The sequence below is a fragment of the Lysinibacillus sp. FSL K6-0057 genome (assembly GCF_038630885.1).
Lineage (GTDB): Bacteria > Bacillota > Bacilli > Bacillales_A > Planococcaceae > Lysinibacillus > Lysinibacillus fusiformis_F.
In genome coordinates, this window is the sequence record NZ_CP152047.1 from 1,838,703 (window position 1) to 1,862,595 (window position 23,893).

Annotated in this window: 19 protein-coding genes; 15 read left to right on the plus strand and 4 right to left on the minus strand. The window is 40.8% G+C overall.

What is annotated here, in order from left to right:
• Positions 1 to 13 precede the first annotated feature (13 nt).
• Positions 14 to 205: a YezD family protein gene (locus MHB40_RS08685; protein ID WP_342534320.1), complete on the plus strand. Its 192-nt coding sequence runs from the start codon at positions 14 to 16 to the stop codon at positions 203 to 205.
• A gap of 90 nt (positions 206 to 295) precedes the next feature.
• Here the strand turns inward: MHB40_RS08685 and MHB40_RS08690 are convergent, their stop codons facing one another.
• Complete coding sequence (locus MHB40_RS08690; protein WP_342443160.1) at positions 296 to 781, minus strand: flavin reductase family protein; 486 nt, start codon at positions 779 to 781, stop codon at positions 296 to 298.
• Between the two features lie 149 nt (positions 782 to 930).
• On the opposite strand from MHB40_RS08690, the gene MHB40_RS08695 reads away from it, so the two are divergent.
• The gene (locus tag MHB40_RS08695; protein ID WP_342534321.1) at positions 931 to 1,716 is read left to right on the plus strand and encodes a VOC family protein; all 786 of its coding nucleotides are present in this window, start codon (positions 931 to 933) and stop codon (positions 1,714 to 1,716) included.
• Between the two features lie 504 nt (positions 1,717 to 2,220).
• Here MHB40_RS08695 and MHB40_RS08700 read toward each other — a convergent pair.
• Complete coding sequence (locus tag MHB40_RS08700) at positions 2,221 to 2,499, minus strand: amphi-Trp domain-containing protein (protein WP_342534322.1); 279 nt, start codon at positions 2,497 to 2,499, stop codon at positions 2,221 to 2,223.
• A gap of 145 nt (positions 2,500 to 2,644) precedes the next feature.
• On the minus strand, positions 2,645 to 2,845 hold the full coding sequence (locus MHB40_RS08705) for a cold-shock protein (protein WP_004269397.1): 201 nt from the start codon (positions 2,843 to 2,845) through the stop codon (positions 2,645 to 2,647).
• A gap of 212 nt (positions 2,846 to 3,057) precedes the next feature.
• On the opposite strand from MHB40_RS08705, the gene MHB40_RS08710 reads away from it, so the two are divergent.
• The 7 genes from MHB40_RS08710 to MHB40_RS08740 all read left to right on the plus strand — a co-directional run bounded on the left by MHB40_RS08710 (position 3,058) and on the right by MHB40_RS08740 (position 13,669).
• On the plus strand, positions 3,058 to 4,737 hold the full coding sequence (locus MHB40_RS08710; protein WP_342534323.1) for a formate--tetrahydrofolate ligase: 1,680 nt from the start codon (positions 3,058 to 3,060) through the stop codon (positions 4,735 to 4,737).
• Between the two features lie 471 nt (positions 4,738 to 5,208).
• A complete protein-coding gene (locus tag MHB40_RS08715; protein ID WP_342534324.1) occupies positions 5,209 to 7,245 on the plus strand; it encodes a hydantoinase/oxoprolinase family protein in 2,037 nt (678 codons plus the stop codon).
• Between the two features lie 3 nt (positions 7,246 to 7,248).
• Positions 7,249 to 8,928 (plus strand): hydantoinase B/oxoprolinase family protein, encoded by a 1,680-nt coding sequence (locus tag MHB40_RS08720; protein ID WP_342534325.1) that lies wholly within the window; start codon positions 7,249 to 7,251, stop codon positions 8,926 to 8,928.
• 12 nt (positions 8,929 to 8,940) lie between these two features.
• Entirely contained in the window at positions 8,941 to 9,693 is a 753-nt protein-coding gene (locus MHB40_RS08725; RefSeq protein ID WP_342534326.1) for an IclR family transcriptional regulator, read from the plus strand.
• Positions 9,694 to 9,715: 22 nt separating this feature from the next.
• Positions 9,716 to 11,290 (plus strand): OPT/YSL family transporter, encoded by a 1,575-nt coding sequence (locus MHB40_RS08730; protein WP_342534327.1) that lies wholly within the window; start codon positions 9,716 to 9,718, stop codon positions 11,288 to 11,290.
• Between the two features lie 16 nt (positions 11,291 to 11,306).
• Entirely contained in the window at positions 11,307 to 12,350 is a 1,044-nt protein-coding gene (locus MHB40_RS08735) for a DUF917 family protein (RefSeq protein ID WP_342534328.1), read from the plus strand.
• Positions 12,351 to 13,054: 704 nt separating this feature from the next.
• Positions 13,055 to 13,669 (plus strand): HD domain-containing protein, encoded by a 615-nt coding sequence (locus tag MHB40_RS08740; RefSeq protein WP_342534329.1) that lies wholly within the window; start codon positions 13,055 to 13,057, stop codon positions 13,667 to 13,669.
• A gap of 224 nt (positions 13,670 to 13,893) precedes the next feature.
• Here MHB40_RS08740 and MHB40_RS08745 read toward each other — a convergent pair whose 3' ends face one another.
• On the minus strand, positions 13,894 to 15,285 hold the full coding sequence (locus tag MHB40_RS08745) for a pyridoxal-dependent decarboxylase (RefSeq protein ID WP_342534330.1): 1,392 nt from the start codon (positions 15,283 to 15,285) through the stop codon (positions 13,894 to 13,896).
• A 110-nt stretch (positions 15,286 to 15,395) separates the two neighbouring features.
• Between MHB40_RS08745 and MHB40_RS08750 the strand changes: the two genes are divergently transcribed.
• The 6 genes from MHB40_RS08750 (at position 15,396) to MHB40_RS08775 (ending at position 23,888) form a co-directional block, all read left to right on the plus strand.
• Positions 15,396 to 16,859, plus strand: a complete 1,464-nt coding sequence (locus MHB40_RS08750) for a PLP-dependent aminotransferase family protein (protein WP_342534331.1) — start codon at positions 15,396 to 15,398, stop codon at positions 16,857 to 16,859.
• Between the two features lie 124 nt (positions 16,860 to 16,983).
• Complete coding sequence (locus MHB40_RS08755; protein ID WP_342534332.1) at positions 16,984 to 18,870, plus strand: ABC-F family ATP-binding cassette domain-containing protein; 1,887 nt, start codon at positions 16,984 to 16,986, stop codon at positions 18,868 to 18,870.
• Between the two features lie 12 nt (positions 18,871 to 18,882).
• Positions 18,883 to 20,010, plus strand: coding sequence for a virulence factor (locus MHB40_RS08760; RefSeq protein WP_342443171.1), 1,128 nt, complete (start codon positions 18,883 to 18,885; stop codon positions 20,008 to 20,010).
• An 812-nt stretch (positions 20,011 to 20,822) separates the two neighbouring features.
• Complete coding sequence (locus MHB40_RS08765) at positions 20,823 to 22,055, plus strand: M20 family metallopeptidase (protein WP_342443172.1); 1,233 nt, start codon at positions 20,823 to 20,825, stop codon at positions 22,053 to 22,055.
• Positions 22,052 to 23,140: a tartrate dehydrogenase gene (locus MHB40_RS08770; protein ID WP_342534333.1), complete on the plus strand. Its 1,089-nt coding sequence runs from the start codon at positions 22,052 to 22,054 to the stop codon at positions 23,138 to 23,140. The genes MHB40_RS08765 and MHB40_RS08770 overlap by 4 nt, the downstream gene beginning before the upstream one ends.
• Position 23,141: 1 nt before the next feature.
• Positions 23,142 to 23,888, plus strand: a complete 747-nt coding sequence (locus tag MHB40_RS08775) for a glucose 1-dehydrogenase (protein WP_342534334.1) — start codon at positions 23,142 to 23,144, stop codon at positions 23,886 to 23,888.
• Positions 23,889 to 23,893 lie beyond the last annotated feature (5 nt).

A 23,893-nucleotide genomic window follows, 5' to 3' on the forward strand; every position in this document is an offset into this window, starting at 1 on the left:
CGTTGGCCTCTTTATGATCAATAAGGATAAAAAAGAAGGGGTGTATCGTATGGCTCAGTCGGTAAAAGTAGATGATAAGAAATTAGAGGCAATTGCGAAGGCGATTCAAAATCTTGAATTTGGTGAAGTGCATATTACGATTCAAGATGGTGTGATTGTGCAAATTAATAGGCTTGAAAAGCAGAGATTTCCGCAGAAAAAATAACAATGATTTCAGTAGAACTTATGTCAAACGGCCACCTATAAGCATGAAGGATTTCCTTTGCTTACAAGTGGCCCTTTTTTTGTGTAAAGGCTAGCTATAAAAGCTTTTTGGTATAGGACCGATATGACGGCGATGATAAAGTAAAGGCTCTTTTTGAGCATTTGTAATGTCTATTACCTGCCCAATAAAAATGGTATGGTCGCCAGCATCAATTTGCTGAAACGTTTTACATTGTAAATTAGCTGCTGTATCATGTAAAATCGGTAGTCCAAAAGAGGAAGTTGACCACTGTGCTTGTGCAAAGCGATCAGGGATTTTACTTGCAAATAGTGTACATAAATGTTCTTGATCACTCGCTAAAATATTGACCGCAAAATTTGGCGCAGCCGTAAAATAAGGATGGAGCTGAGATTTTTTATCGAGTGACCACAAAATAAGGAGCGGGTCGATTGAAACAGATGCAAAGGAATTGACGGTTAAGCCAATAGGTTTTGTGTCATGACATGTCGTGACAACTGTTACGCCTGTAGGATAATTACCTAATGCTAATTTAAAAGCAGCTACTAAATCTGTCATTCAAATCACCTCTTTATGAAATTAGTGAACGGAGTTTGTAGGTAAACGAAACTTTTTTTCATATCCTACTAGTAACTCCTTTTCTTGAGTAAATTTTAAACCAATCAAACATACAGGTAAAGGTAATGGGGAAAGAAAGGGGAATGGCCATGACTTTATATTTTGATCATCTGGTTCATCAAGTGGAATCACCAGAAAATATAAAGGTTTTCTTCAATAAACGAAATGTCCATACAGTGAATGGTGGGCAGCACACGATGTGGGGGACTTATAATACGTTAAGCTACTTTGGCTTAAGCTATATTGAACAAATTGCTATCTATGATCGTGATTTATTTGAGCAAGCGGCACAATACCCATATTCCCTACATTATACGTTTAAACGTGATCAAGAGCGCCAGGGATTTTCTCGAATTGCCCTGCGCACAAAAAATATTGAGGAAGAGGGTCGGCGCTTGCGAGCATTAGGCTATGAAGTATATGGGCCAGATGCATGTAGCCGAACAAGACCAGATGGCACTGTTGTAGAATGGAAGCTACTGCATTTTGGCAAGCCAGATCTTCCAATCGATTTTCCATTTTTGATTGAATGGGCGGAGGAAGATGAAGAGCGTTTGGCTCAACTAAAGGCAAGTGGTGCCATTGATGTAAAACAGGCTATAACGATGGAATCCATCCAATTCTATGTCAAGGACATGCAGGCAACCGTTCAGCTGTGGCAAGAGGCGTTGCAGCTACCAGAGCCTGTGCAATATGAGCAGTATATGTCACTACAGCTACCGAATATGCGTTTAGATTTCTATAAGGAAGAGAGCGCAGTAGCCATGACACTCGGTCATGTCAAAGAAGGGCCATTTGGCGTGACATTAAAAGATCCAAAACGTACAAAGGAAACGTTAGTTTGCCCAGGCGCTTTTTATTGGATAAATCGATAATGAGAAAAATCCACTTCAACAGAGAAGTGGGTTTTTACATGTTGCTGAACTAGAAGAAAAAGACTTTTTCATAAGGCGAGAGGTTGATTTCCGTTCCGCCAGCGTCCTTTCCAGGGGGCGTCCGATGAGCCGCTTCACTCACTTCCGTTCGCTCCAGGGTCTCTTCTGTGACGCTAAATCCCCTAGGAGTGACGCTGGCTCCACTCCAATCAACTTGCTACAAAAGTTGACTTTATTAATCTTTCATCATTTCCATAGTGTAAAGTAATTAGTCACGACAACCACTAATAAGTGAAAACCCTTCATTTGTATTTGTAAATACCTTTACTAAAACGATAACCCTTTTGTGGATTAGAGTGGAAGGCTTTTTGATTAGTAAAACCGGCGAAACCATACACGGAGAGTCGGCGTCAAGCAAGTAGCCTGCAACGGAATTCTATTTTCACCTTCCTATTCGATAGAAAAATCCACTTCAACAGAGAAGTGGATTTTCGTTGCCTATTATTATTCTATCGTCATTTTTTTCGGTAATTCTGTACCTGTATACCAATCAAATTCAATTTCAAATGAATGCTTGTCGCCCTTTTTTGTATAGGAGTATTCGATTTTGAGCTGCTCACTAGGGCTAACAACAGTTGGCTCTGTGCCTTGAACAAAAGTGAATTCACCATTTTCTTTAAGCTTCTTTGCAATCGTTTCTAGTGTTGCCGCAAATTCTGCTACACTTTGTCGTTCTTTATGCTTCAAAATAACTTCTGTCATTGGTTTATTTTGTTTTTGCATCGAAATCCCTCCTTACTTATTGTTACTTCTATTATAACATGGAAGGGTCACTAAGCTTTTATAACAACACAAAAAGCGGATGAAGGAAACGATCCTTTTCCTAATCCGCTGCTAATCTGGAACTACACGGATAGCCCCATTCTGCTTATAGTTTTACAACATTTGATGCTTGGGGTCCACGATTGCCTTCCACAACATCAAATGAAACCTTTTGACCTTCTTCAAGTGTACGGAAGCCTTCCTCCTGGATGCCCGTAAAATGAACAAATACATCTTCGCCATCATCACATTCAATAAAGCCATAACCCTTTTCATTATTGAACCACTTTACGATCCCCTGTTGCATAAGCATTCGCCTCCAATGCGCTTGAATGTAAAATAAAGTTAACTAAGTCGTGCTATATTGAGAAAATGTGAAAAAATTGCATTTTCTCTTAGAACATACAGGAATTGAACAAAGTTGTCAATCGATTGTCGAAATGCTCGTATATCTGGCTTTCTTTTTTTTCACAATTAAGACTATAATGGAAATGAACAACATAGAAAGTAGGATGCCAAATGACAACGAAAAATCAACCATTATCAGATTTAGAAATCGCTAGTCAAGCAGTGATCAAACCTATTACGGAAATTGCCAATGCTGCGGGTATTCCAGACGATGCCCTTGAGCAGTATGGACGCTACAAAGCAAAGATCGATCCATTAAAAATTACAGCTCAGGGCGAGGATGCAAAGGTTGTATTAGTCTCAGCCATTAGTCCAACCCCAGCAGGTGAAGGGAAGTCGACGGTAACGGTAGGACTGGCAGATGCCCTTCATAAATTAGATAAGAAAGTGATGGTTGCTTTACGTGAACCATCATTGGGTCCCGTAATGGGCGTAAAAGGTGGAGCAACTGGCGGTGGCTACGCACAGGTAGTACCGATGGAGGATATCAATTTACATTTCACTGGTGACCTTCATGCGATTACAACAGCTAACAATGCTTTATCTGCATTCATTGATAATCATATCCATCAAGGGAATGCATTAAACATTGATCCACGCCGTATTATTTGGAAGCGTGTAATGGACTTAAATGATCGTGCCCTTCGTAAGGTAGTGGTGGGATTAGGTGGTCCTGTTCAAGGCATGCCGCGCGAGGACGGCTTTGATATTACGGTTGCCTCTGAAATTATGGCGGTATTCTGTTTAGCAACAAGTATTGAGGATTTACGCGAGCGCATTGCAAGTATCGTGATTGGCTATACTTTTGAGCGTGAGCCTGTCTTTGTGCGTGATTTACAGGTAGAGGGTGCCTTAACACTATTATTAAAAGATGCCTTTAAGCCAAACTTAGTTCAAACATTAGAGGGAACACCTGCCATTATCCATGGTGGTCCATTTGCGAATATTGCCCATGGCTGTAACTCCATTATGGCGACACAAACAGCTCGTAAGCTAGCTGATATTGTGGTGACAGAAGCGGGCTTCGGCTCTGATTTAGGTGCTGAAAAATTCATGAACATTAAAGCACGTAAAGCTGGCTTTAAACCAAGTGCGGTAGTTATCGTAGCGACAATTCGTGCATTAAAAATGCATGGTGGTGTACCGAAAACAGCGCTTGTAGGTGAAAATGTGGAAGCACTTCTACAAGGAATTGAAAACTTAGCTAAACATGTTGATACAGTTCGTACATTTGGCGTTGAACCAATTATTGCCTTAAATCGTTTTATCACGGACACAGAGGCTGAGCTAGAAGCTGTTCTGAACTGGTGTCAGGAAAATCATGTTCGTATTGCTCGTACAAATGTCTGGGAAGAAGGCGGTAAAGGTGGTCTAGCCCTAGCTGAGCAAGTACTAGCTGTGCTAGAGGAAGAAAACAACTTCTCTCCTTTATACGACGTAACAGAATCGATTGAAGAAAAAGTACGTACGATTGTGCAAAAGGTATATGGCGGGAAAGATGTACAATTTACAGACCAAGCTAAAAAACAAATTGCCCAAATCGAAAAATTCGGCTGGGACTCTCTTCCGGTTTGTATGGCGAAAACACAGTACTCTTTATCAGATCAACCAAGTTTACTTGGTCGTCCAGAAGGCTTTACCATCACAATTCGTGAAGTTATTCCAAAGCTTGGTGCAGGCTTCTTAGTGTGCCTAACTGGCGATATTATGACAATGCCAGGACTTCCAAAAGCACCTGCTGCCCTACGTATGAATGTCGATAATGAAGGACATGCGGTAGGATTGTTCTAAATGTATGTTGAAAGCTGCCCAAGTTAAATGGGCAGCTTTTTTTATCGATAATGGAGAAACCTGGTTCCTAGATGCTCGCTGCATTGTCTGGAAGTGACCTAACTCATCGTCTATCTACAATGCAAACATGGGATAAATGTGAAATTTTAGTTGATTCCTTCACCCGCTACATGAGTAAAAATTCATAAAAATTAATTTTTTTTAAAAGATTTTAAGATTCTAGTGAAAACTAGGATCTTTTTTATGTTGTAGAAAAAATACGAGAACTTTCCTTATATAAATGTGTTTGGTATTTTTTATTAATAGTTCTCTGATTTTGGAAAGAAAGAGCGGATTTTTACAACGAAGGACAATTGTCAAATGAATTTTTATTTAAAAAATACATTGAATTTTCTTTTTCTTTTAAATATAATTTATTTAATTCTAATTCGGAACACTGTACCGATAATAGGAACACGGAGGGATGAAGTCTTGAAAATCGCAACAGATATTGGCGGTACTTTTACCGACCTAGTTTTCACAGATGAAAAAGGAAATCTTCATTTTGATAAGGGCCATACGACACCTGGTCATTTTGAGGATGGCATATTAAATGTATTAGGACGACATGTAACAGAAGATTCTTTAATTGAATCATTTATTCATGGATCGACGGTTATCATCAATACATTAACGGAAAGAAAAGGGGGCGTAGTCGGGTTAATTACAACAAAAGGCTTCCGTGACATCATAGAAATTGCTCGTGGAAATCGACCAGACTTATATAACTTTAAATATAAAAAGCCAGAACCATTTGTAGAGCGTTATTTACGACAAGAAATTGATGAGCGAATCGATTTTAAAGGAAATATTATGAAAGCGCTTAATACCAAGGAAGTTGGCGATATCGTTCATAAATTTAAGGAATTGGGTGTTGAGGCGATAGCCATTTCCTTAATACATGGCTATAAAAATCCAATTCATGAACAACAGTTAAAAGAAGCCATTTTGAAAATTTGGCCTGAAGTGTATATCACACTTTCAAGTGAAACGATTAAAGAATACCGAGAGTATGAAAGAACAAACACAACAGTCCTTAATTCTTATGTAAAGCCCATTGCACATGCCTACTTAAAAAGCTTAAAAGAGAAATTAAGCACAATTGGCATTACAGACCATTTAAAAATTATGCAATCGAATGGCGGAACAACAAGCTTTGATAAAGCGATGGAGCTGCCAATCAACCTTGTAGAATCTGGTCCAGTAGCAGGTATGTTTGGAGCAGCAAAATTAGGCCAACTTCTCAATGAATCCAATATTATCGCCTTTGATGTGGGTGGGACGACAGCAAAATGCTCGCTTATTACAGATGGCAAAGTCAATGTCACAACAGATTATTATATTGAAAAAAATGAAAAATTTGCAGGTTATCCGATTAAAACACCTGTAGTGGATATTGTTGAAATCGGCAATGGTGGTGGCTCCATCGCACGTGTAGATCAGTTTGGCTCATTAAAGGTTGGACCAGATTCTGCGGGGGCAAATCCAGGACCTGTAGCATATGGCTTAGGGAATACACAGCCAACAATTACAGATGCCAATGTTTATTTAGGAAGATTATCCTTAGAAAACTTTGATAACCCAGTATCTATTGACAAAGTGGAGGAGGCTCTTGTTGAAGCAATTGCGAAACCATTTCATGTGTCAGCAGAAGAAGCAGCACAAGGTATTTTAGATATTGCAAACTCCAATATGTTAAACGCACTGAAGCTGATCTCTATTCGTAAAGGCTATGACCCTGAAGACTTTACAATGGTGGCATTTGGTGGTGGTGGCCCACTACATGCGATTAACCTAGCAGAAGAACTAGGCATGAAAAAAGTCATTATTCCTTATGGTTCATCCGTCTTCTCAGCATTAGGAATGATGATGACTGAATACCGACAAGATTATATTCAAACAAGTTTAATGGGGTTCGATCATCATCATCTAGCGGCGATTCAAGAAAATATTGATCAAGTGATTGCCAATGCCTATGCAGATGCACCATTATCAAAGGATCATTATTATTTTGAAATTAATTATGATTTACGCTATAAAGGTCAAGAGCATGCCGTTAAATTAAATGCATCAACTATTACGCTTGATGAAGAGGGGCTACTAGAATTAGCTGAAGCCTTCCACATCAAACATAAACAAGAGTTTTCTTTTGATTTACCAGCTACACCAATTGAGCTAGTCAACTTACATCTTACAATCTACGGTAAAGATGAGGCGGTTCAATTTAAAGAGCTAGACTTCTCATCTATCGATGGTTCCACATGTGTCAAGGCACAACGCAATTTATATGTGAAGGGAACGGGTTGGGTAGAGGTCAATGTCTATGACCAACAAAAATTAGTACCTGGTTATGTCATTACAGGTCCTGCTATTGTGGAAAATCCAACATCTACGGTCGTAATCAATGACAAACAATCGATTGAAATTGATAAATACGGCAACTTGATTGTAGAGATGGAGGGGAAATAAAACATGAAAAAAGATGTTTTTGCAGTAGAAATTATTCAAGATTCATTGCTAGCCATAGGAGATGAAATGTTTGTGGCCCTAGCACGCTCTTCTATGAGCCCAGTTATCTATGAAGTATTAGACTACGCTTGTGGTTTAACAGATGCCAAGGGTAATTTAATTAGTCAAGGGAACGGTGTAACGAGCTTTATTGGGATGTTAAGTCCAATGGTACAGCGTGTTATTGAAAAATTTGATAATGGGAAAAAACTACATGAAGGTGATGTCATTATTATCAATGACCCCTATGTTGGAGGTGGATCGCATTTATCGGATGTGGGCTTAGTTCTACCTATTTTCTATAACGGTGAAATTATTGCGTACTCTGCCAATAAAGCACACTGGACAGAGGTAGGGGGCATGGATCCTGGTTCGTTTACAAGTAATTCTAATGAAATCTATCAGGAAGGTTTACAGCTACCAGGTGTCAAACTTTATCATCAAGGTGAGCTGAACGATGCAGTCTATGAAATCATTTCTACGAATGTTCGTTTACCAGAGCTTTCAATCGGTGATATGTTTGCACAAGTAGCCGCCTTAAAAACAGGTGAAAAACGAATCGCAGAGCTTTGTCAGAAGTTTGGTGCGGAATCGGTGAAATTGTCCATTCAAAAATTATTGGACAAGGGTGAGAAAATTGTAGAGCATGAGCTTCAACACCTACCTAAAGGTGAATTTTATGCGGAGGACTTTATTGAAGGGGACCCATTAAAAGGTGGACCTTATCCAATTAAAGTGAAAGTCACAATCAGTGATGAGGAATTTATTTGTGACTTCAGAGGCTCACATCCGGCGGTCAATGTACCAATGAACTGTTCGCAATTTGGTTTAATGGCAAGTGTGCGCGTTATGTTCCTAGCATTACTTGGCGATATTGACGTAATTAACGAGGGTGTTTTTAAACGCTTAACGATTATCACAGATGACAATTCCATTGTTTCCGCTAAACGTCCACATCCTGTATCGATGAACTTTGAGGCACGTATTGGGGCAGCTGATCTAATTTGGAAAGCTCTTGCTCCGCATTTACCAGAACGATTATCAGCAGGGCATTTACAGTCTGTTTGTACGTTTATTCTCACAGGGAAAAATCCTGAAAATGATGAATCATTCCTAATTGTTGAGCCATCTGTTGGTGGCTGGGGCGCAGCGAATGATGAGGATGGTCAAAGTGGGCAATACTGTATGGGAGATGGTGAAACATATAATCTTCCAGTTGAAATTGCTGAAACAAAATACGGTATTCAAATTGATGAATATAGCTTGAATTGTGACGGTGCTGGTGCTGGTCAATTTAGAGGTGGCTTAGGTGTTCGTCGCGTTTATACAGTCAATCATGACGGTCAAAAGGTTTCTGTGAACTTAGGTAGACATCAATTTGCGCCATTCGGTTTAAATGGTGGTGGAGAAGGCTCTCACAACTATTTAATCATTCATAAAAAGGATGGAACGAAAATTGGTCCAGTGGGCGTACTTGCCAATTATGAATTGCAAAAAGGCGACCGTATTGAGCTTGTTACAGCAACTGGCGGTGGTTATGGACATCCACATGAACGAAGCACAGAGGCCATTGAACGTGATCTATTAAATGAATATATTTCTGTAGATGTAGCGAAAGAGCGATACGGTTATCAAAACGCTTAAAGGGAGAAATAAATGACTGTCAAGACATTAAAAAACTCATTGGATATACTAGAGTGTTTTGCCACGACAGAAAATGCATTGGGTGTTCGTGAGATTTCACGCATGATGAAACTGCCGACAAGTGTCGTGCAAAGAACCATTAATACATTTACAGAAGCGGGTTATTTAATACAGGATGAACACACGAAAAAATATAAACTGGGTTATAAAATGTACCTTTTTTATGATGTGTTATCGAATTCCAAAGACCCTCACTCGACCATTTATGAATTGATGCAAAATCTTGCCAGTGAAATGAATGAATCAGTATTTCTTACTTATATGGACAATGAATACGGTGTCACAACGAAAATAGCCGAAAGCAATAAAAATGTAAAGTATGCGGTGTCTTTAGGAACAAAGACACCCCTTTACATCGGTGCTTCCTGTAAGGTAATGTTTGCTTATTTAGACGAGGACAGGCAGCTAGAATTAATGGCCTTCTTTCAGGAGGAACAATCGAAAGAAGAGCATATTTCTTTCCTAGCGTCATTAAAGGGAGAGCTGCAACAAATTCGCCAAAACAAATGGTGTGTTACCGTTGGGGAGTATAATGAACATGCATTTGGCATCAGTGTACCGTTATTTAACTATAAAAAAGAAATCACTGCATCTCTTACGATTTCTGGGCTAGTATATGATTTAGATGATCAAAGGGAGAAAAATATGCTTGAACAGTTAGTGAAAGTAGCTCAGCAAATACAATCACACATTTCAAAATTATAACAACAATAGGGGAGCTGACACTATGAATAATAAAGTATTACATCCAAGGGCTTTAGAGCCTGTAACTCTACTAATGATCGTCTTAACATCTGTTGTGGGGGCAATTATTGGGATACAACTGATTACGACTTTAGGGATTTCTGCCAATACATCGATCGTTGGGGCAATATTTGCGATGATTCTTGGAAGAATACCGATTGGCAAACTCATTGCCTTTAAATCCGTGCACAGACAAAATATTATTCAAACGGCGATTTCTTCAGCTACATTTAGTGCAGCAAGTAGCTTAATGTTGCCAATTGGTATTCCATATGTATTAGGCTATGAAAATTTAGTATTACCATTGTTTATCGGTGTTATTTTAGCGATGTTTGTCGATGCTTTATTATTATATAAATTTTTCGATACAAAGATTTTCCCAGCAGCAGGTACTTGGCCACCAGGGATTGCAACTGCTGAAGCCATTAAAGCAGGCGATAAAGGCGGTAAGAATGCAAAGGTATTAATTGGTGGTGTATTAATCGGTATCGTGGGAGCTGTTTTGAAAATTCCAATGTCAGCTTTTGGGGTAGCGTTCATCGGTAATATTTGGGCGCTGTCGATGTTTGGAATTGGTCTTTTATTAAGAGGCTATTCTGTTCAATTATTTAATATTGATTTAAATGCTTACTATATTCCACACGGTATTATGATTGGTGCAGGAATCGTGGCTCTTTTCCAAGTAGCGTTTACATTATTGAATAAACGCTCTGCGAAAAAGTCAGAAGAGTTAAGCTATTCAAAAGATGCAAAAGAAATTCGTCAAGGCTTTGGTGTAGGATTTATTGCCTATTTAGCCATTGCGTTATTAATCGCCATTTTAGGTGGTATTATCACGCATATGTCTTTCGGAATGTTAATAGGATTCATCATCTTTGCAACAATTGCTGCATTTGTCCATGAGCTGATTGTTGGTATTGCAGCGATGCATGCAGGTTGGTTCCCGGCATTTGCAGTAGCATTTATTACGCTGATTGTTGGTATTTTAATTGGTTTCCCAGCACCAGCGCTTGCATTATTAGCAGGGTATAGTGCCGCTACAGGTGTAGCATTTGCTGATATGGGCTATGACTTAAAAACAGGTTTTATTTTACGTGGTAATGGTAGTGATCCTGCTTTAGAAAAAGAAGGACGCAAACAGCAAATGATTGCTGGTATGTTAGCCTTCTCCATTTCAGCAATAGTTGTCCTACTTTCTTATAAATCTTATTTTGCGCAAGGTTTAGTAGCACCTGTTAACCATGTATATGCAGCAACAATTCAATCGGGCGTTACGGGCGATGTAGCAAAACAATTAATGATTTGGGCGATTCCAGGTGCGTTAATTCAGCTGATCGGTGGTTCAAAACGTCAAATGGGTATCTTATTTGCAACAGGTTTATTACTTGTCAATCCAATTGCTGGTTGGGCTGTATTAGCGGGTATCTTACTTCGTGTTATTTTCACATATGTGACGAAAGGTAAGAGAGAATCTGAAATGACTGTCTTTGCAGCGGGTGTCATCGCTGGAGATGCGTTGTATAGCTTCTTCTCTTCTATTCTAAAAATAGGGAAATAGAAAGGAGTAATGATGAATGGCAAAAGGATTATCGTATGAGGATGGGATTGCTGCCGTTTATGGAGGAGCGATCCTTGGTGGCGGCGGCGGTGGTCTCCTAGAGGAAGGACTCAAGCTAGTGGAGGAAATCTTTGCAGCAGGGGAGCCTCAAATCGTGGATATTACCGAATTAAATCAAGAAGATTTAGTTGCCTGTGTGGCAATGGTAGGAGCGCCATCAGCAGCCGATCAATATATCTCGAATGAACAGCTTTGTTGGAGCTATCGCAATATGAACAACCATACCAATCAACGTCTAAAGGGCATCATTACCAATGAAAATGGTGCCATCACGACCATTAATGGCTGGTTGCAGTCGGTCTTATTAAATGTACCTGTTGTAGATGCTCCCTGTAATGGGCGAGCACATCCAACGGGAATCATGGGTTCTTTAAATCTCCATGAACAACAAGATTATCAATCCGTACAATTTTATGCAGGAGGGAAAGATGACTTCGCCGTCCAAGGCTTTGTGGAAGGGGATTTACACAACACCGCAAAAACAGCACGCCAAGCGTCTATTTTAGCAGGCGGGCTAGTAGGGGTAACTCGAAATCCTGTGACGATTGACTATTTACAAAAACATGGAGCGCCAAATGCGATTACAATGGCCATAGAGCTTGGCTATCGCTTCTTAAATGGACAAACCTTTGAAGAAAAATTAGCCAATGTGTTGCAGCATTTGAATGGCGTACACATCGTATCAGGTGAAGTCATGAATTATTCATTAACAAAGGATAATGGCTTCGATGTAGGAAAATTATCAGTGGGTGATTACCATCTAACGTTCTGGAATGAATATATGACGTTATCGAAGGAAGGACAGGTACAATCTAAATTCCCAGACCTCATCATGACGTTCGATACGGATAAAATGATGCCTGTTCCAAGTGCAAGTATTCAAGAGGGGATGCATGTCGCAGTTATTCATGTAGACCAATCGAACTTAAAATTAAGTTCAACAATGCAAAACGAAGCACTTTTACAGGAAATCGATGAAGTAATCAAAGACGTTCTATAAAGAAAGAAAACAAAACAGTAAAAGCTGCCATCATCTACTTGAATGTAAGATGGGCAGCTTTTATTTGTCCTTCAGCGGGAGGGTAATACATTTTATCACAATCGTTCCTACTTCCTTTTTCGCTTCATACATTGATGGCTTAAATGAATTTTAATTCTGATTTGCACGACTCCTCGAACGTGGTGTTCACAAGCTGTAAGCAAGGTTCGTGTATGATTTTCATTAAAGGGAGGAGCTACGTTCATACATACTCAAGGTATTGACTAGTAGAAGGTAACAACCGTTAATGAAAAAACAATGCACTTCTGCTACATCTGGCGAAATCCTTTTGGTCATGCAACAAACTAACTTGTTGTTCACATTTTCGGCATGTACATTTGGCTATGCGGGTTAAACAAAGAATTTCTAAGGGAAAGTGTTCACTTTTATTTGTTTAGATGATTGGTTTTCAATACGCACGTCATCTTTTAAACAGGTTATTCAATTGTAAGCCCGCTGAAGTTAATGTTAAATCTGTTAAACACACAGCTGTTGTACATTGCTGAAAAATATGAGGTACAGAACAAATAGCTGTTCTGTACGTTTATCATACAATATTCTGAAAAATTAGTCAATTGAAATGGATTTGATTTTTTATTTTCCCGGATTACCTCTTATGTAACAAAATACAGTATAATTTTGTAGGAAAGGAATGAGTATAGATTATGAATCATTTAATGAATAAAGTACGTGAAATATATGAGCAATTTGATGCTAGTCATGATTTTCAACATATTGAACGCGTCTATCAAAATGCATTAGCTATCTTGCATTGCGAGCCAACAGCAGATGAAGAAGTTGTGAAAATAGCGGTGCTTTTACATGATGTCAGTGACAAAAAGTATACCGATAGCAAGGACAAGGAAGAACAGCTTATTGCGGAATTACCTGTTAGCGAGGAAAAAAAGCAGCATATTCGAGATTGTATTGCGCAAGTGTCGTTTAATGGTGGAAATGAGCTAGAAGCAACGTCATTGGAAGCAAAAATCGTCCGAGATGCAGATCGTTTAGATGCGATTGGGGCCATTGGCATTGCCAGAACATTTGCCTATGGTGGAGCAAAAGGTCGCAAGCTTTATGATAAGGAAGAAGAAGCACGCACAACTATGTCAGAGTCAGAATATCGTCAAAAAAATACCGCGTCTGTCACTCATTTTTATGAGAAATTATTACTGCTAAAAGATTTAATGGTGACGGAAAAGGGCAAGCAAATGGCACTTGAACGCCATCAATTTATGGAAAGCTTTTTAAAGCAACTCCAGCACGAAATTGGTCAGTAGCATATAGGATAAAAACCGCCTTTTCAATGAGAAGGGCGGTTTTTGTACTTCATTCGGGTAGGGTCTTCGTAGCACTAAAATTGTGAGGAGTGCTTTCAATATGACAAAAAAACGACTCCTATCGCAAGTGGCATAGCATCATCCATTGATGACGACTGCTAACGCCATTAAAAATCACTTTTTACTAACATAATAGATTGGAGGAGCAACAAGTGAGGAAACCTTCATCGTGTTATTTCTTTACCAATCGCTGTTGTTAATGCTTCCCAAATGATTGTCAGGTCTGCTGGAGAAGTGCGCCAATTACTGAAAGCCGCACGAATAGCTGGCATACCTTTGTAGACAGTTGGTGTCATATATACTTTGCCTTGTTGATTTAAAGTCGTTAAAAATTGTTGGTTCATTTCAGCTGTCAGTGCCTCATGATTGACTGCGAAGCACACGATATTTAGCCGAACAGGTGCTAGCAATGTAAAGTAGGGACTATCATCTATTTTTTGACCAAGCTGTTGTGCGAGTGATACATTTTCTTCTATTAATTGTTGGTAGCCCAATTTACCATAGGCCTGTAAAGAAAACCAAGCAGGTAGCGCACGAAATCGACGTGAATTTTCAGGTGTAAGATCACAAAAATCTGGATTTTCAAGGGAACTATCAAGATAGACAGCATTATTTTGAAAAACGGTTGCTTGCAATGATTGATGACGGGTAAATTGCATAGCGGCATCATAAGGGACGTTCAGCCATTTATGGGCGTCAATTGTAATAGAATCTGCATAATTCATGCCCTCGACAAAGTGACGATACTTTGGTGAACACCCTGCAAAGCCACCAAAAGCCGCATCTACATGAAGCCAGAAAGGATATCGCTTTTTTAGCGCGCCAATCGCTTGTAAATCATCAAAGTCAACCGTATTGACAGTTCCCGCATTTGCTACAACTATACAAGGTTCATGTGGATTTTCTTCAAGAAACTGCTGGAATTTTGTGATGTCAATTGCTTCCCTCTGTTTCTGACATAGGATTGTATGAATAGAATTTCTACCCATGCCAAGCATAGAAGCTGCTTTGACAATACTTGAGTGGGGCGTTCCGCTAACAATCTTTATTGGAGGGATACCATATAGACCATCCAAAGCAGTGTTTTTTCCATAGTATTGTGCAATCCATTCCCTTGCTTGAGCCAGTCCTACAAAATTAGCCATCGTAGCCCCACTGACAAATGTTCCTCGATAATCATCGCTCAGTAGCAATAACTCCTTTAGCATGTCAATTGTCGCAAGCTCCATTGAACCAGCAATAGAGCCCTTAGAATGGGATAAATTTTGATCATAAATACTTACTAACCAATCTCCGACAATCGAAGCAGGGGTAGATCCACCTGTGACAAAACCCAAGTATCTTGAACCTGCACTACTATTTAAGCCCTCAGCAAATTGCTTTGTAAAATATTGAAGTGTTGCCTGAGCACCCTCACCCACTTCTGGAAGTATTGACGTAGGAAGGCTAGAGGAATGGTTCGTTACAGCTCTATGCTCCAAATTAGTAAAAAAATTGGCTGCATGATCAACTACATCCATTAAAAGCGTTTTTATTTTTTCCTGATCTTGCTTCATGCTCGTCATGTGTCATCATTTCCCTTCATTTTAACTTAGCTATTTCTGCCTATACACTATATAGTGATATGTATAACAGTCAAATGAAGACTATAACAGTTGGAGGTCCAATGGAAATAAAGCTGAATCGTCAGTCCGATCAATCTTTAATCAATCAGATTTCAACTATCATTGCAGAAAAAATAAGGTCAGAATATTTACAGGAAGGGAGCCAATTACCTTCTATTCGGAGCTTTTCAAAAGAAAATCAAGTGAGCCCTGTAACGGTCAGTAAGGCGTATGCCTTATTAGAAAGAAATGGTTATATTGAAGTGATACATGGCAAGGGGGCATTTGTTCGAAAAAAAGGACAAAGAAGCACAAAAGAGAGCTGCAGTGATTATAATTGGCAATTAACGATCCCTGATTACATTCAACGTTCTCAATCAATGTTAAATAAAAGAATGGAATACGCGATGAAATTCTCAAGTGCTACCATCCACCCAGGGTTATTACCCTCTGTTTATTTGGTGAATGAAATTGTGGCGATATTACAGGCAGATCCTCAGATTGTGGCTCGTTATGGAACTGTTCAGGGTGATGAAGAAGTACGAAAGGCGATCCGAGACTATGTCCAAGAATATAATCACATTGCCACAACACCACAAGAAATTATTGTGACAAACGGTGTACAACAAGGGATAGATATAGTGGCTAGAACATTTATTGGCCCTGGAGATATTGTTATTACCGAAGCCCCTACATATACAGCAGCCATCGATGTCTTTAGAAATCGTGGGGCTCACATTATTCCTATACCAGTAGACGAGGAAGGAATGCAGACAACTCTTCTAGCGACACTATGCCTAAGCAAACAACCAAAGCTTATCTATACAAATCCAACATTTCAGAATCCTACAGGCACAGTTCTAAGTGAAGCAAGAAGGAGAGAGTTGCTGGATCTTGCCCAACAATATGGCTTTCTTATTGTAGAGGACGATTCATGGAATGAAATTTATTTTGACGATAACCCCCCACCACCAACGCTCAAAGCTTTAGATACAAGTGGTCATGTTATTTATTTAAAAGGCTTTAGTAAGGCGTTAGCCCCAAGTTGTAGAATCGGCGCTATTCTTTCAAAAGGTACCGTTCATCAACGACTTTTATCTGCCAAATCCAGTGCCGATTCGGGTAACCCCTTATTAACACAAAAGGCGCTGATTCCATTCTTACGTTCAGACCGAATGCATGCCCATTTAGAAAAACTGCGTATTGCACTTGAGATAAGAAGGGATCAGACGATTGCATTGTTGAATAAGCATGCACCAAAGGGCGTTACGTGGATCGAACCAAAGGGTGGGCTTAATATTTGGGTGTCTTTACCTCGTAATGGTAATACGGATGAGCTGTTATGGAAGGCTCAACAAAACCATATTACCTTTTTACCAAGCTCAGCTTGTTATCCAGGAGAGCCTCAATATCACCATATGAGAATTAGTTATTCTTATCCTGAACCGCATGACTTAACACAAGGAATCATCAAGCTTTGTCAGCTTATGGAATCCTATTTACAGGACATTTCACCGGCTCGCTGATAGTTTGTTGTTCTTTGTTTACCTGCCGTTTGATGTTATGATGAATAGTGGATATCAATAATCGTCTACATAAAAATCGTGTGGGCATGGACAATACCTAACATGAAAGAGATGGAATAGTGGAATGAGTCATTTAATCGTACAAAATTTAACCAAAACGGTGGGCGATAAAACGCTTTTTCAAAATATTGAATTTACCATTTATGAGGGAGAGCGAGCAGGCTTAATCGGTATAAACGGAACGGGAAAATCAACCCTGTTATCCATTTTAGCTGGGGACATGGAAGCGGATACGATGACAGTAGATCGCCCGAATAAATACCGTGTCGCCTATTTACCACAGGAGCCGACATTTAATGCTGGGGAAACGGTTTTACAGGCTGTCTTTGCAGGCGATTCGCCCATTTTACAGCTTAATCGTCAATATGAGGAAACGGTTGCTGCACTAGCAAGTAACCCTACATCCGAAAGTTTACAAAAGACGTTATTTAGCCTGCAACAGCGTATGGATGAAGAGCAGGCATGGGATGTCAATGCCCTTGCGAAAACGGCTTTAACAAAGCTAGGGATTGAAACATTTGAAAGAGAAGTACTAACGCTATCAGGCGGCCAGCAAAAACGGGTTGCATTAGCGAAGGTGTTAATTGAACCAGCGGATCTTTACTTATTGGATGAGCCTACCAACCATTTAGATGTGCAGTCTACAGAATGGCTTCAAGAGATGGTATTACGACTAAAGGGTGCAGTGATTTTCATCACCCACGATCGTTACTTCTTAGATGAATTATCGACACATATTTACGAGTTAGCGAATCAAACCTTGTATCGTCATACAGGGAATTACGGAGATTATTTAGAGGCACGAGCTATTCGTGAGGAAATGCAAGCTGCTTCTGCGCAGAAGGATCGCAACCGTTACCGTTCAGAATTAAAATGGATTCGTCGCGGTGCGAAGGCGCGTTCAACCAAGCAAAAGGCTCGTATTCAACGCTTTGAAAAGCTAGAAGAAAACCTAGAACGCAAATCAGAGGATGTTTCATTGGATATGGGACTTGCGACAACACGCCTTGGTCGTAAAGTGCTGGAGGCTGAGACTATTTCGAAAGCCTTTGGACAGCAAAAAATCCTTGAAAACTTCTCATTTTTACTACAGCAGGGTGACCGAATTGGCATTATCGGTGCGAACGGAGTAGGAAAATCAACTTTATTGAACATGCTAGCAGGAGAGCTGACACCAGATCAAGGTGAAATTCTTGTTGGATCAACAGTGAAGCTGGCACATTTCAAGCAAACTTTGCCGAAAATGAATGAAAATGAGCGCATGATTGAATATATACGTGAGGCTTCAAATGATATTACGGATGCAGAGGGTGTTCGTTACTCAGCCGCTCAAATGCTGGAGCGCTTTTTATTCCCGCTGCATGCTCACGGCACACCAATTGGAAAATTATCGGGCGGTGAGCGCAAGCGTCTTCATTTATTACGTTTATTGATGGAGCAACCGAATGTTTTGTTGCTGGACGAGCCTACCAATGACCTAGATATTGAAACATTGGGTGTGCTAGAGGATTTCATCGAGCATTTCCCTGGCGTTGTTATCACGATTTCCCATGATCGTTTCTTCCTAGACCGTATTGCGAAAAAGCTATGGATACTAGATGGTCAGGGACAGGTAGAAGAAACATTGGATCTTTACAGTGAGTACCTGGAGAAACGTGAGCACGCTGCTACTGTCAAAGTAGAAACGCCAAAAGTGGAAAAGGCCAAGTCCGAAAAGCCAAAATCAGATAAGAAAAAGCTATCGTTTAAAGAGCAAAAAGAATGGGAAACGATTGCAGACGAGATTGAAAAAACGGAGACGGCCATTATGGAGACCGAAGAAGGAATCGCGAATGCAGGCTCTGATTTTACAAAGTTACAGGAATTAACGGCAAAGTTGGATGAACTAAATGCACACTATGAGCATCTGATTGAAAGATGGTCTTATTTAGATGAAATAGTTAACGGATAAGGAGCGATAGACATGAAGATTATTACAATTGAACCGACGCCAAGTCCCAATTCTATGAAGATTGTTGTTGATACAGAGCTACCGTTCGGGAAAAGCTATAATTTTACAAAAGATAATAAAGACGAAGCAACTGGCGAGGCTGCTGCTATTTTAGCGATTGAAGGAGTAAAGGGCGTTTACCATGTAGCCGATTTCTTTGCTGTTGAGCGCAATGCCAAATATGCATGGGAAGGCATTCTAGCAAGTATTCGTCAAGTGTTAGGGGAAGATGTCCAAACACAAGAAGAAACCGTTGTAGCCAATGAATTTTATGGAGAGGTTTACGTGCATGTACAGTTTTACAAGCAGGTGCCTTTACAAGTAAAAGTTTTTGATAACCAACGCGAGTATCGTATTAGCTGTGGTGACCGTTTTGTCGATGCGTTTAATCAAATCATTGAATCAGCAGTTGATGAAAACTATATTTTCCAACGTAAGTGGATTGATTATGGTGTTCGCTACGGCGAGCTGGAAGAAATTGCAGAAACCGTCCAACAGGAGATTGATGTCACTTATTCTGCTGACCGTTTAGCAGAAATTGTCGCAGCTATCAATAATGATGGTGAAAAAGCAGTTTTGAAAACGGATAAACTAAAAGTGACGGTGGCGCAGTTCAAGCAACCTGAATGGGAGAAACGCTTCCAATTACTCGACCAAATGGCTGACCCTGAGCTAGACGATCTACCGCTATTAGATTTAGCCTTACAGGATGAACAAATGTCCATTCGTCGACTAGCGACGGTATACTTAGGCATGATTGAAGATGTGGCTGTTGTACCCTATTTAGAAAGAGCCCTACAAGATAAAAGTGCAGCAGTACGTCGAACAGCAGGTGACTGCATGAGTGACCTTGGCTTTGTAGAATTTGAAGAAGCCATGCTGCAAGCCTTACAGGATAAAAACAAATTGGTTCGCTGGCGCGCTGCGATGTATTTGTATGAGGTCGGCACGGAGCAATCCTTACCAGCATTGAAAGCTGCTGAGGATGATAAAGAATTCGAAGTGAAGCTACAAGTGAAAATGGCCATTGCCCGTATCGAACAGGGCGAAGAAGCAAAAGGCTCGGTCTGGAAGCAAATGACCGAATCCCGTCAACAATAATCAGGAAAAACCAGCAGACGCTGGTTTTTTTCTGTTTTGTAATGGTTGGGGGGTTGCTCTAATCAGTGGGTGAAGTTGATCCTGAATAGTGAGGGTCCGCTCCAAGAAGTTGGAAAGTCGCTCGTAAGAAGTGAGGGTCCGCTCTAAAGAGTGAGAACCTGATCAAAAAAGGGGTAAGACCGTTCCTAAGAAGCGAAAGCCCGCTCTAAAAGGTGAGAGAGCCGCTCCTAAGAAGCGAAAGCCCGCTCTAAAAGGTGAGAAAGCCGCTCCTAAGAAGTGAATACCCGCTCTAAAAAGGGGAAAGCCCGCTCCTAAGAAGCGAATCCCTGCTCAAAAAGTTAAGAAAGCCGCTCCTAAGAAGTGGGAACCCGCTCTAAAAAGGGGAAAGCCCGCTCCTAAGAAGCGAATCTCTGCTCAAAAAGTTAAGAAAGCCGCTCCTAAGAAGTGGGAACCCGCTCTAAAAAGGGGAAAGCCCGCTCCTAAGAAGCGAATCCCTGCTCAAAAAGTTAAGAACCCCGCTCCAAAGAAGCGAAACCCCGCTCCCAAAAAAAGTATTACCCTCTTCCAAACTAAAAATCTATCAACCATCCAAAACCACTCCCAAAATCGAAACCAATCATCTCCTGCATTCAATGAATTGATCGAAAAAACGCGTAAAACAGAAAAAAATGTTGTTTTCTAGTGATTTATTGCTAAACAAAAAGTTAAGGGCCTACTTTGAATCATTAACATATTGTCTAGTTTCATAGAGAAAGGACAATGTTAAAATAACATAAATTCAGAATATTCTTTTAAAATAGGAGGTCCTTTGCATGACAGTAACTAGTTTAAAGACAACGAAATCGTATGTGCGTGATCGTGAGGCGGTCATTGCCTTAACACAGAAGCTCGTACGCATTGAAAGCGTTTACCGTGAGAACGATCCGAAGGGCAATGAGCAAGAGGTGGCCACTTTTGTAGCGGCGTATTTACGAGATATTGGGATCGAGACGCATATCGAGGAGGTTGTGCCAGGGCGACCAAATGTCATTGGTATTATTGATTCGGGCAAGCCTGGGAAAACATTACTTTTCGAAGGACATACGGATGTGGTGACAGAGGGCAATCGAGAGGCTTGGGCCTATGATCCATTTGGAGCAGAAATTGTCGATGGGCGTATGTATGGCAGGGGAACGAATGATACAAAGGGGAATCTGGCTTGTATGATTACGGCTTGTCAGTCTTTGCTACTAGATCAAGAGGCGTTTACGGGCAAGATTATTTTATGTATTCCTTGTGATGAAGAAGGGCTTATGCTTGGCATTAAACATTTTATTAAAAATGGCTGGGCTGATGGTGTGGATGGGGCGATTATCTGTGAGCCACAGGAAAATAATGTGTGTATTGCCCAGCGTGGGGCTATTCGTTTACAAGTAGATATTTTCGGTAAAATGGCGCATGGTGCCATTTCGTGGAGCGGTATCAATCCTAATTGGCGTATGGCACGTTTCATCGTAGAGCTTGAAAAATTAGAAAAAGAGGAGCAAGCACGGTTAGGGCGTGATCCAATGCTGAATTGGCCTTCTATTACACCAACGATTTTACGTGCGCCGGTAAAAGGCGATGCACAAATCAATGTCATTCCGGATCATTGTATGACGACGCTCGATATTCGTACGGTGCCTGCGCAGGATCATGATGAACTGCTAGGCAAAATCGAAGCGATTATTAAACGATTACAAGCAGATGATCCTGATTTCAAAGTTGAATTAACGGTCCTTGATAACCGACCTGCAACAGCAACAGCGAAGGAAGACCCGGTTGTACAGGCTATTTATGAAGCTGTGGCAGAGGTAACAGAAAAGGAACCAAAATATAACGGCGTTCCAGGTGCGACAGATGGTACGTTTCTTCATGTGCATGGTATTCCGATTGTAACGGTTGGCGCAGGAGATCGAGAAATCCCTCATCAAATCAATGAGTATGTGGATATTGAAGAGTTGGCAGAAACAACGGCAATTTACCGTTCGGCAGCATTAAAATTTTTGGCGGGTGATGCACAATGACGGCGATCAAAATAGCGGTAATACCAGGAGATGGCATAGGGAAAGAGGTTATGCAGGAAGCGTTAAAAGTTTTAAATTGTTTGCAAGAACAACATAGCTCCTTACAAATTGAAACAACCATTTTTCCTTGGAGCTCCGATTACTACGTGCAGCATGGCTATATGATGCCTGAGGATGCACTGACAACACTTCAAACATTTGATGCGATTTTATTCGGTGCTATTGGTGATGCACGTGTGCCGGATGATGTGACCGTTTGGGAATTGATTATGCCTATTCGGAAACATTTCCAGCAATATGTGAATTTCCGTCCTATTAAATCACTGCCAGGGATCGTGTCTCCGTTGGCTAGCGGCAAAGAGATTGATTTTGTGATCTTCCGTGAAAATGCAGAGGGCGAATATTCGGACAGTGGTGGTCGATTGTACCAGCAGCAGCCACAGGAAATGACGATTCAAAATACCATCATGACGCGAATAGGGATTGAAAAGATTGTTCAAGCTGCCTGTGATTATGCGAAGCAACACGGTAAAACCAAAATAACAAGTGCGACAAAATCGAATGCCATTATTCATTCGATGAAATTTTGGGACGAGCATACAAGAAAAACGGTGGCCCAAAGCTCATCAGCACTGCAGCTCGAATCCATTTATATCGATGCATTAGTTGCCTATTTTGTAGAACGACCACAGGATTTCGAGGTGGTGGTGGCGTCCAATTTGTTTGGCGATATTTTATCTGATTTAGGCTCTGCCATTGTCGGAGGACTTGGTCTGTCTCCATCGGCCAATCTGAATCCAGAAAAGGATTTTCCATCGATGTTTGAGCCTGTTCATGGCTCAGCACCAGATATTGCAGGCAAGGGCATTGCCAATCCAATCGCACAAATTTGGTCGCTTGCCTTGCTTCTTGGACATCAGGGTAGACCAGATTTAGAACAGCTCATTGTCAAAGCTATTACAGCAGTGCTGCAAGAAGGCGTTGTGAAAACAGCAGATATTGGTGGACAAGCGACAACAACACAAATGGGCGATGCGATTTGTCAGGAAATCATTAATAGAACGTTAACAGCAGGAGGTGTTTAGCATGACAGTTGAGCAAAAGGTGATTGTGGTTACTGGTGCAGGAGGCGGTATGGGCAAGGCCATTATTCAAGAGCAATTAAAGCAGGGTAATCGAGTTGTTGGACTTGATTTATCGATCGATGCCTTATCAGATATTGCACAGGATGCCCTCCAATGCTTTGAAGTCAATGTGTTACAGGAGGACCGTGTGCAAGCCATCTGCCAGCAGGTTTTTGACAAGTATGGCAGAATTGATGGCCTTGTGAATGCACTGGGAATTGCCCAGGCAGCTACACCGATTGAAGAGGTCTCGATGGATGAATGGAATCGTTTAATGGATGTGAATGTGAAAAGTTTATTTATCACGACAAAGGCAGTGGTCCCTTTTATGAAAAAACAGCAAAGGGGTTCTATTATTACAATTGCCTCGATTTCAGCGGTGCGACCTAGACCGGGCTTACAAGCCTATATTGCGTCGAAGGGTGCAGCAGAGAGCTTTACGAGAGGGCTTGCGATTGAGCTTGCTTCCAGTCAAATTCGTGTTAATACGATTCATCCAGGCCCAGCCGACACGCAGATGCTTGGTCAATTTGCCGCACAGGGTGCTGATGTAGAGCAAACGAAGCAAAGTGTGTTTGTGCAGTCTGTCCCACTTGGGCGATTGGTGAAGCCATCAGATATAGCAGGGGCAGTTAGTTATTTACTGTCGGACGCAGCAAGCATGGTTACAGGGACGACATTACATGTAGATGGTGGTCGCGGATTATAGGAGGG

Coding starts and splice junctions, on each gene's coding strand:
- MHB40_RS08685 (WP_342534320.1), top strand. CDS start 14: ATGATCAATAAGGATAAAAAAGAAGGGGTGTATCGTATGGCTCAGTCG.
- MHB40_RS08690 (WP_342443160.1), bottom strand. CDS start 781: ATGACAGATTTAGTAGCTGCTTTTAAATTAGCATTAGGTAATTATCCT.
- MHB40_RS08695 (WP_342534321.1), top strand. CDS start 931: ATGACTTTATATTTTGATCATCTGGTTCATCAAGTGGAATCACCAGAA.
- MHB40_RS08700 (WP_342534322.1), bottom strand. CDS start 2,499: ATGCAAAAACAAAATAAACCAATGACAGAAGTTATTTTGAAGCATAAA.
- MHB40_RS08705 (WP_004269397.1), bottom strand. CDS start 2,845: ATGCAACAGGGGATCGTAAAGTGGTTCAATAATGAAAAGGGTTATGGC.
- MHB40_RS08710 (WP_342534323.1), top strand. CDS start 3,058: ATGACAACGAAAAATCAACCATTATCAGATTTAGAAATCGCTAGTCAA.
- MHB40_RS08720 (WP_342534325.1), top strand. CDS start 7,249: ATGAAAAAAGATGTTTTTGCAGTAGAAATTATTCAAGATTCATTGCTA.
- MHB40_RS08725 (WP_342534326.1), top strand. CDS start 8,941: ATGACTGTCAAGACATTAAAAAACTCATTGGATATACTAGAGTGTTTT.
- MHB40_RS08730 (WP_342534327.1), top strand. CDS start 9,716: ATGAATAATAAAGTATTACATCCAAGGGCTTTAGAGCCTGTAACTCTA.
- MHB40_RS08735 (WP_342534328.1), top strand. CDS start 11,307: ATGGCAAAAGGATTATCGTATGAGGATGGGATTGCTGCCGTTTATGGA.
- MHB40_RS08740 (WP_342534329.1), top strand. CDS start 13,055: ATGAATCATTTAATGAATAAAGTACGTGAAATATATGAGCAATTTGAT.
- MHB40_RS08745 (WP_342534330.1), bottom strand. CDS start 15,285: ATGAAGCAAGATCAGGAAAAAATAAAAACGCTTTTAATGGATGTAGTT.
- MHB40_RS08750 (WP_342534331.1), top strand. CDS start 15,396: ATGGAAATAAAGCTGAATCGTCAGTCCGATCAATCTTTAATCAATCAG.
- MHB40_RS08755 (WP_342534332.1), top strand. CDS start 16,984: ATGAGTCATTTAATCGTACAAAATTTAACCAAAACGGTGGGCGATAAA.
- MHB40_RS08760 (WP_342443171.1), top strand. CDS start 18,883: ATGAAGATTATTACAATTGAACCGACGCCAAGTCCCAATTCTATGAAG.
- MHB40_RS08765 (WP_342443172.1), top strand. CDS start 20,823: ATGACAGTAACTAGTTTAAAGACAACGAAATCGTATGTGCGTGATCGT.
- MHB40_RS08770 (WP_342534333.1), top strand. CDS start 22,052: ATGACGGCGATCAAAATAGCGGTAATACCAGGAGATGGCATAGGGAAA.
- MHB40_RS08775 (WP_342534334.1), top strand. CDS start 23,142: ATGACAGTTGAGCAAAAGGTGATTGTGGTTACTGGTGCAGGAGGCGGT.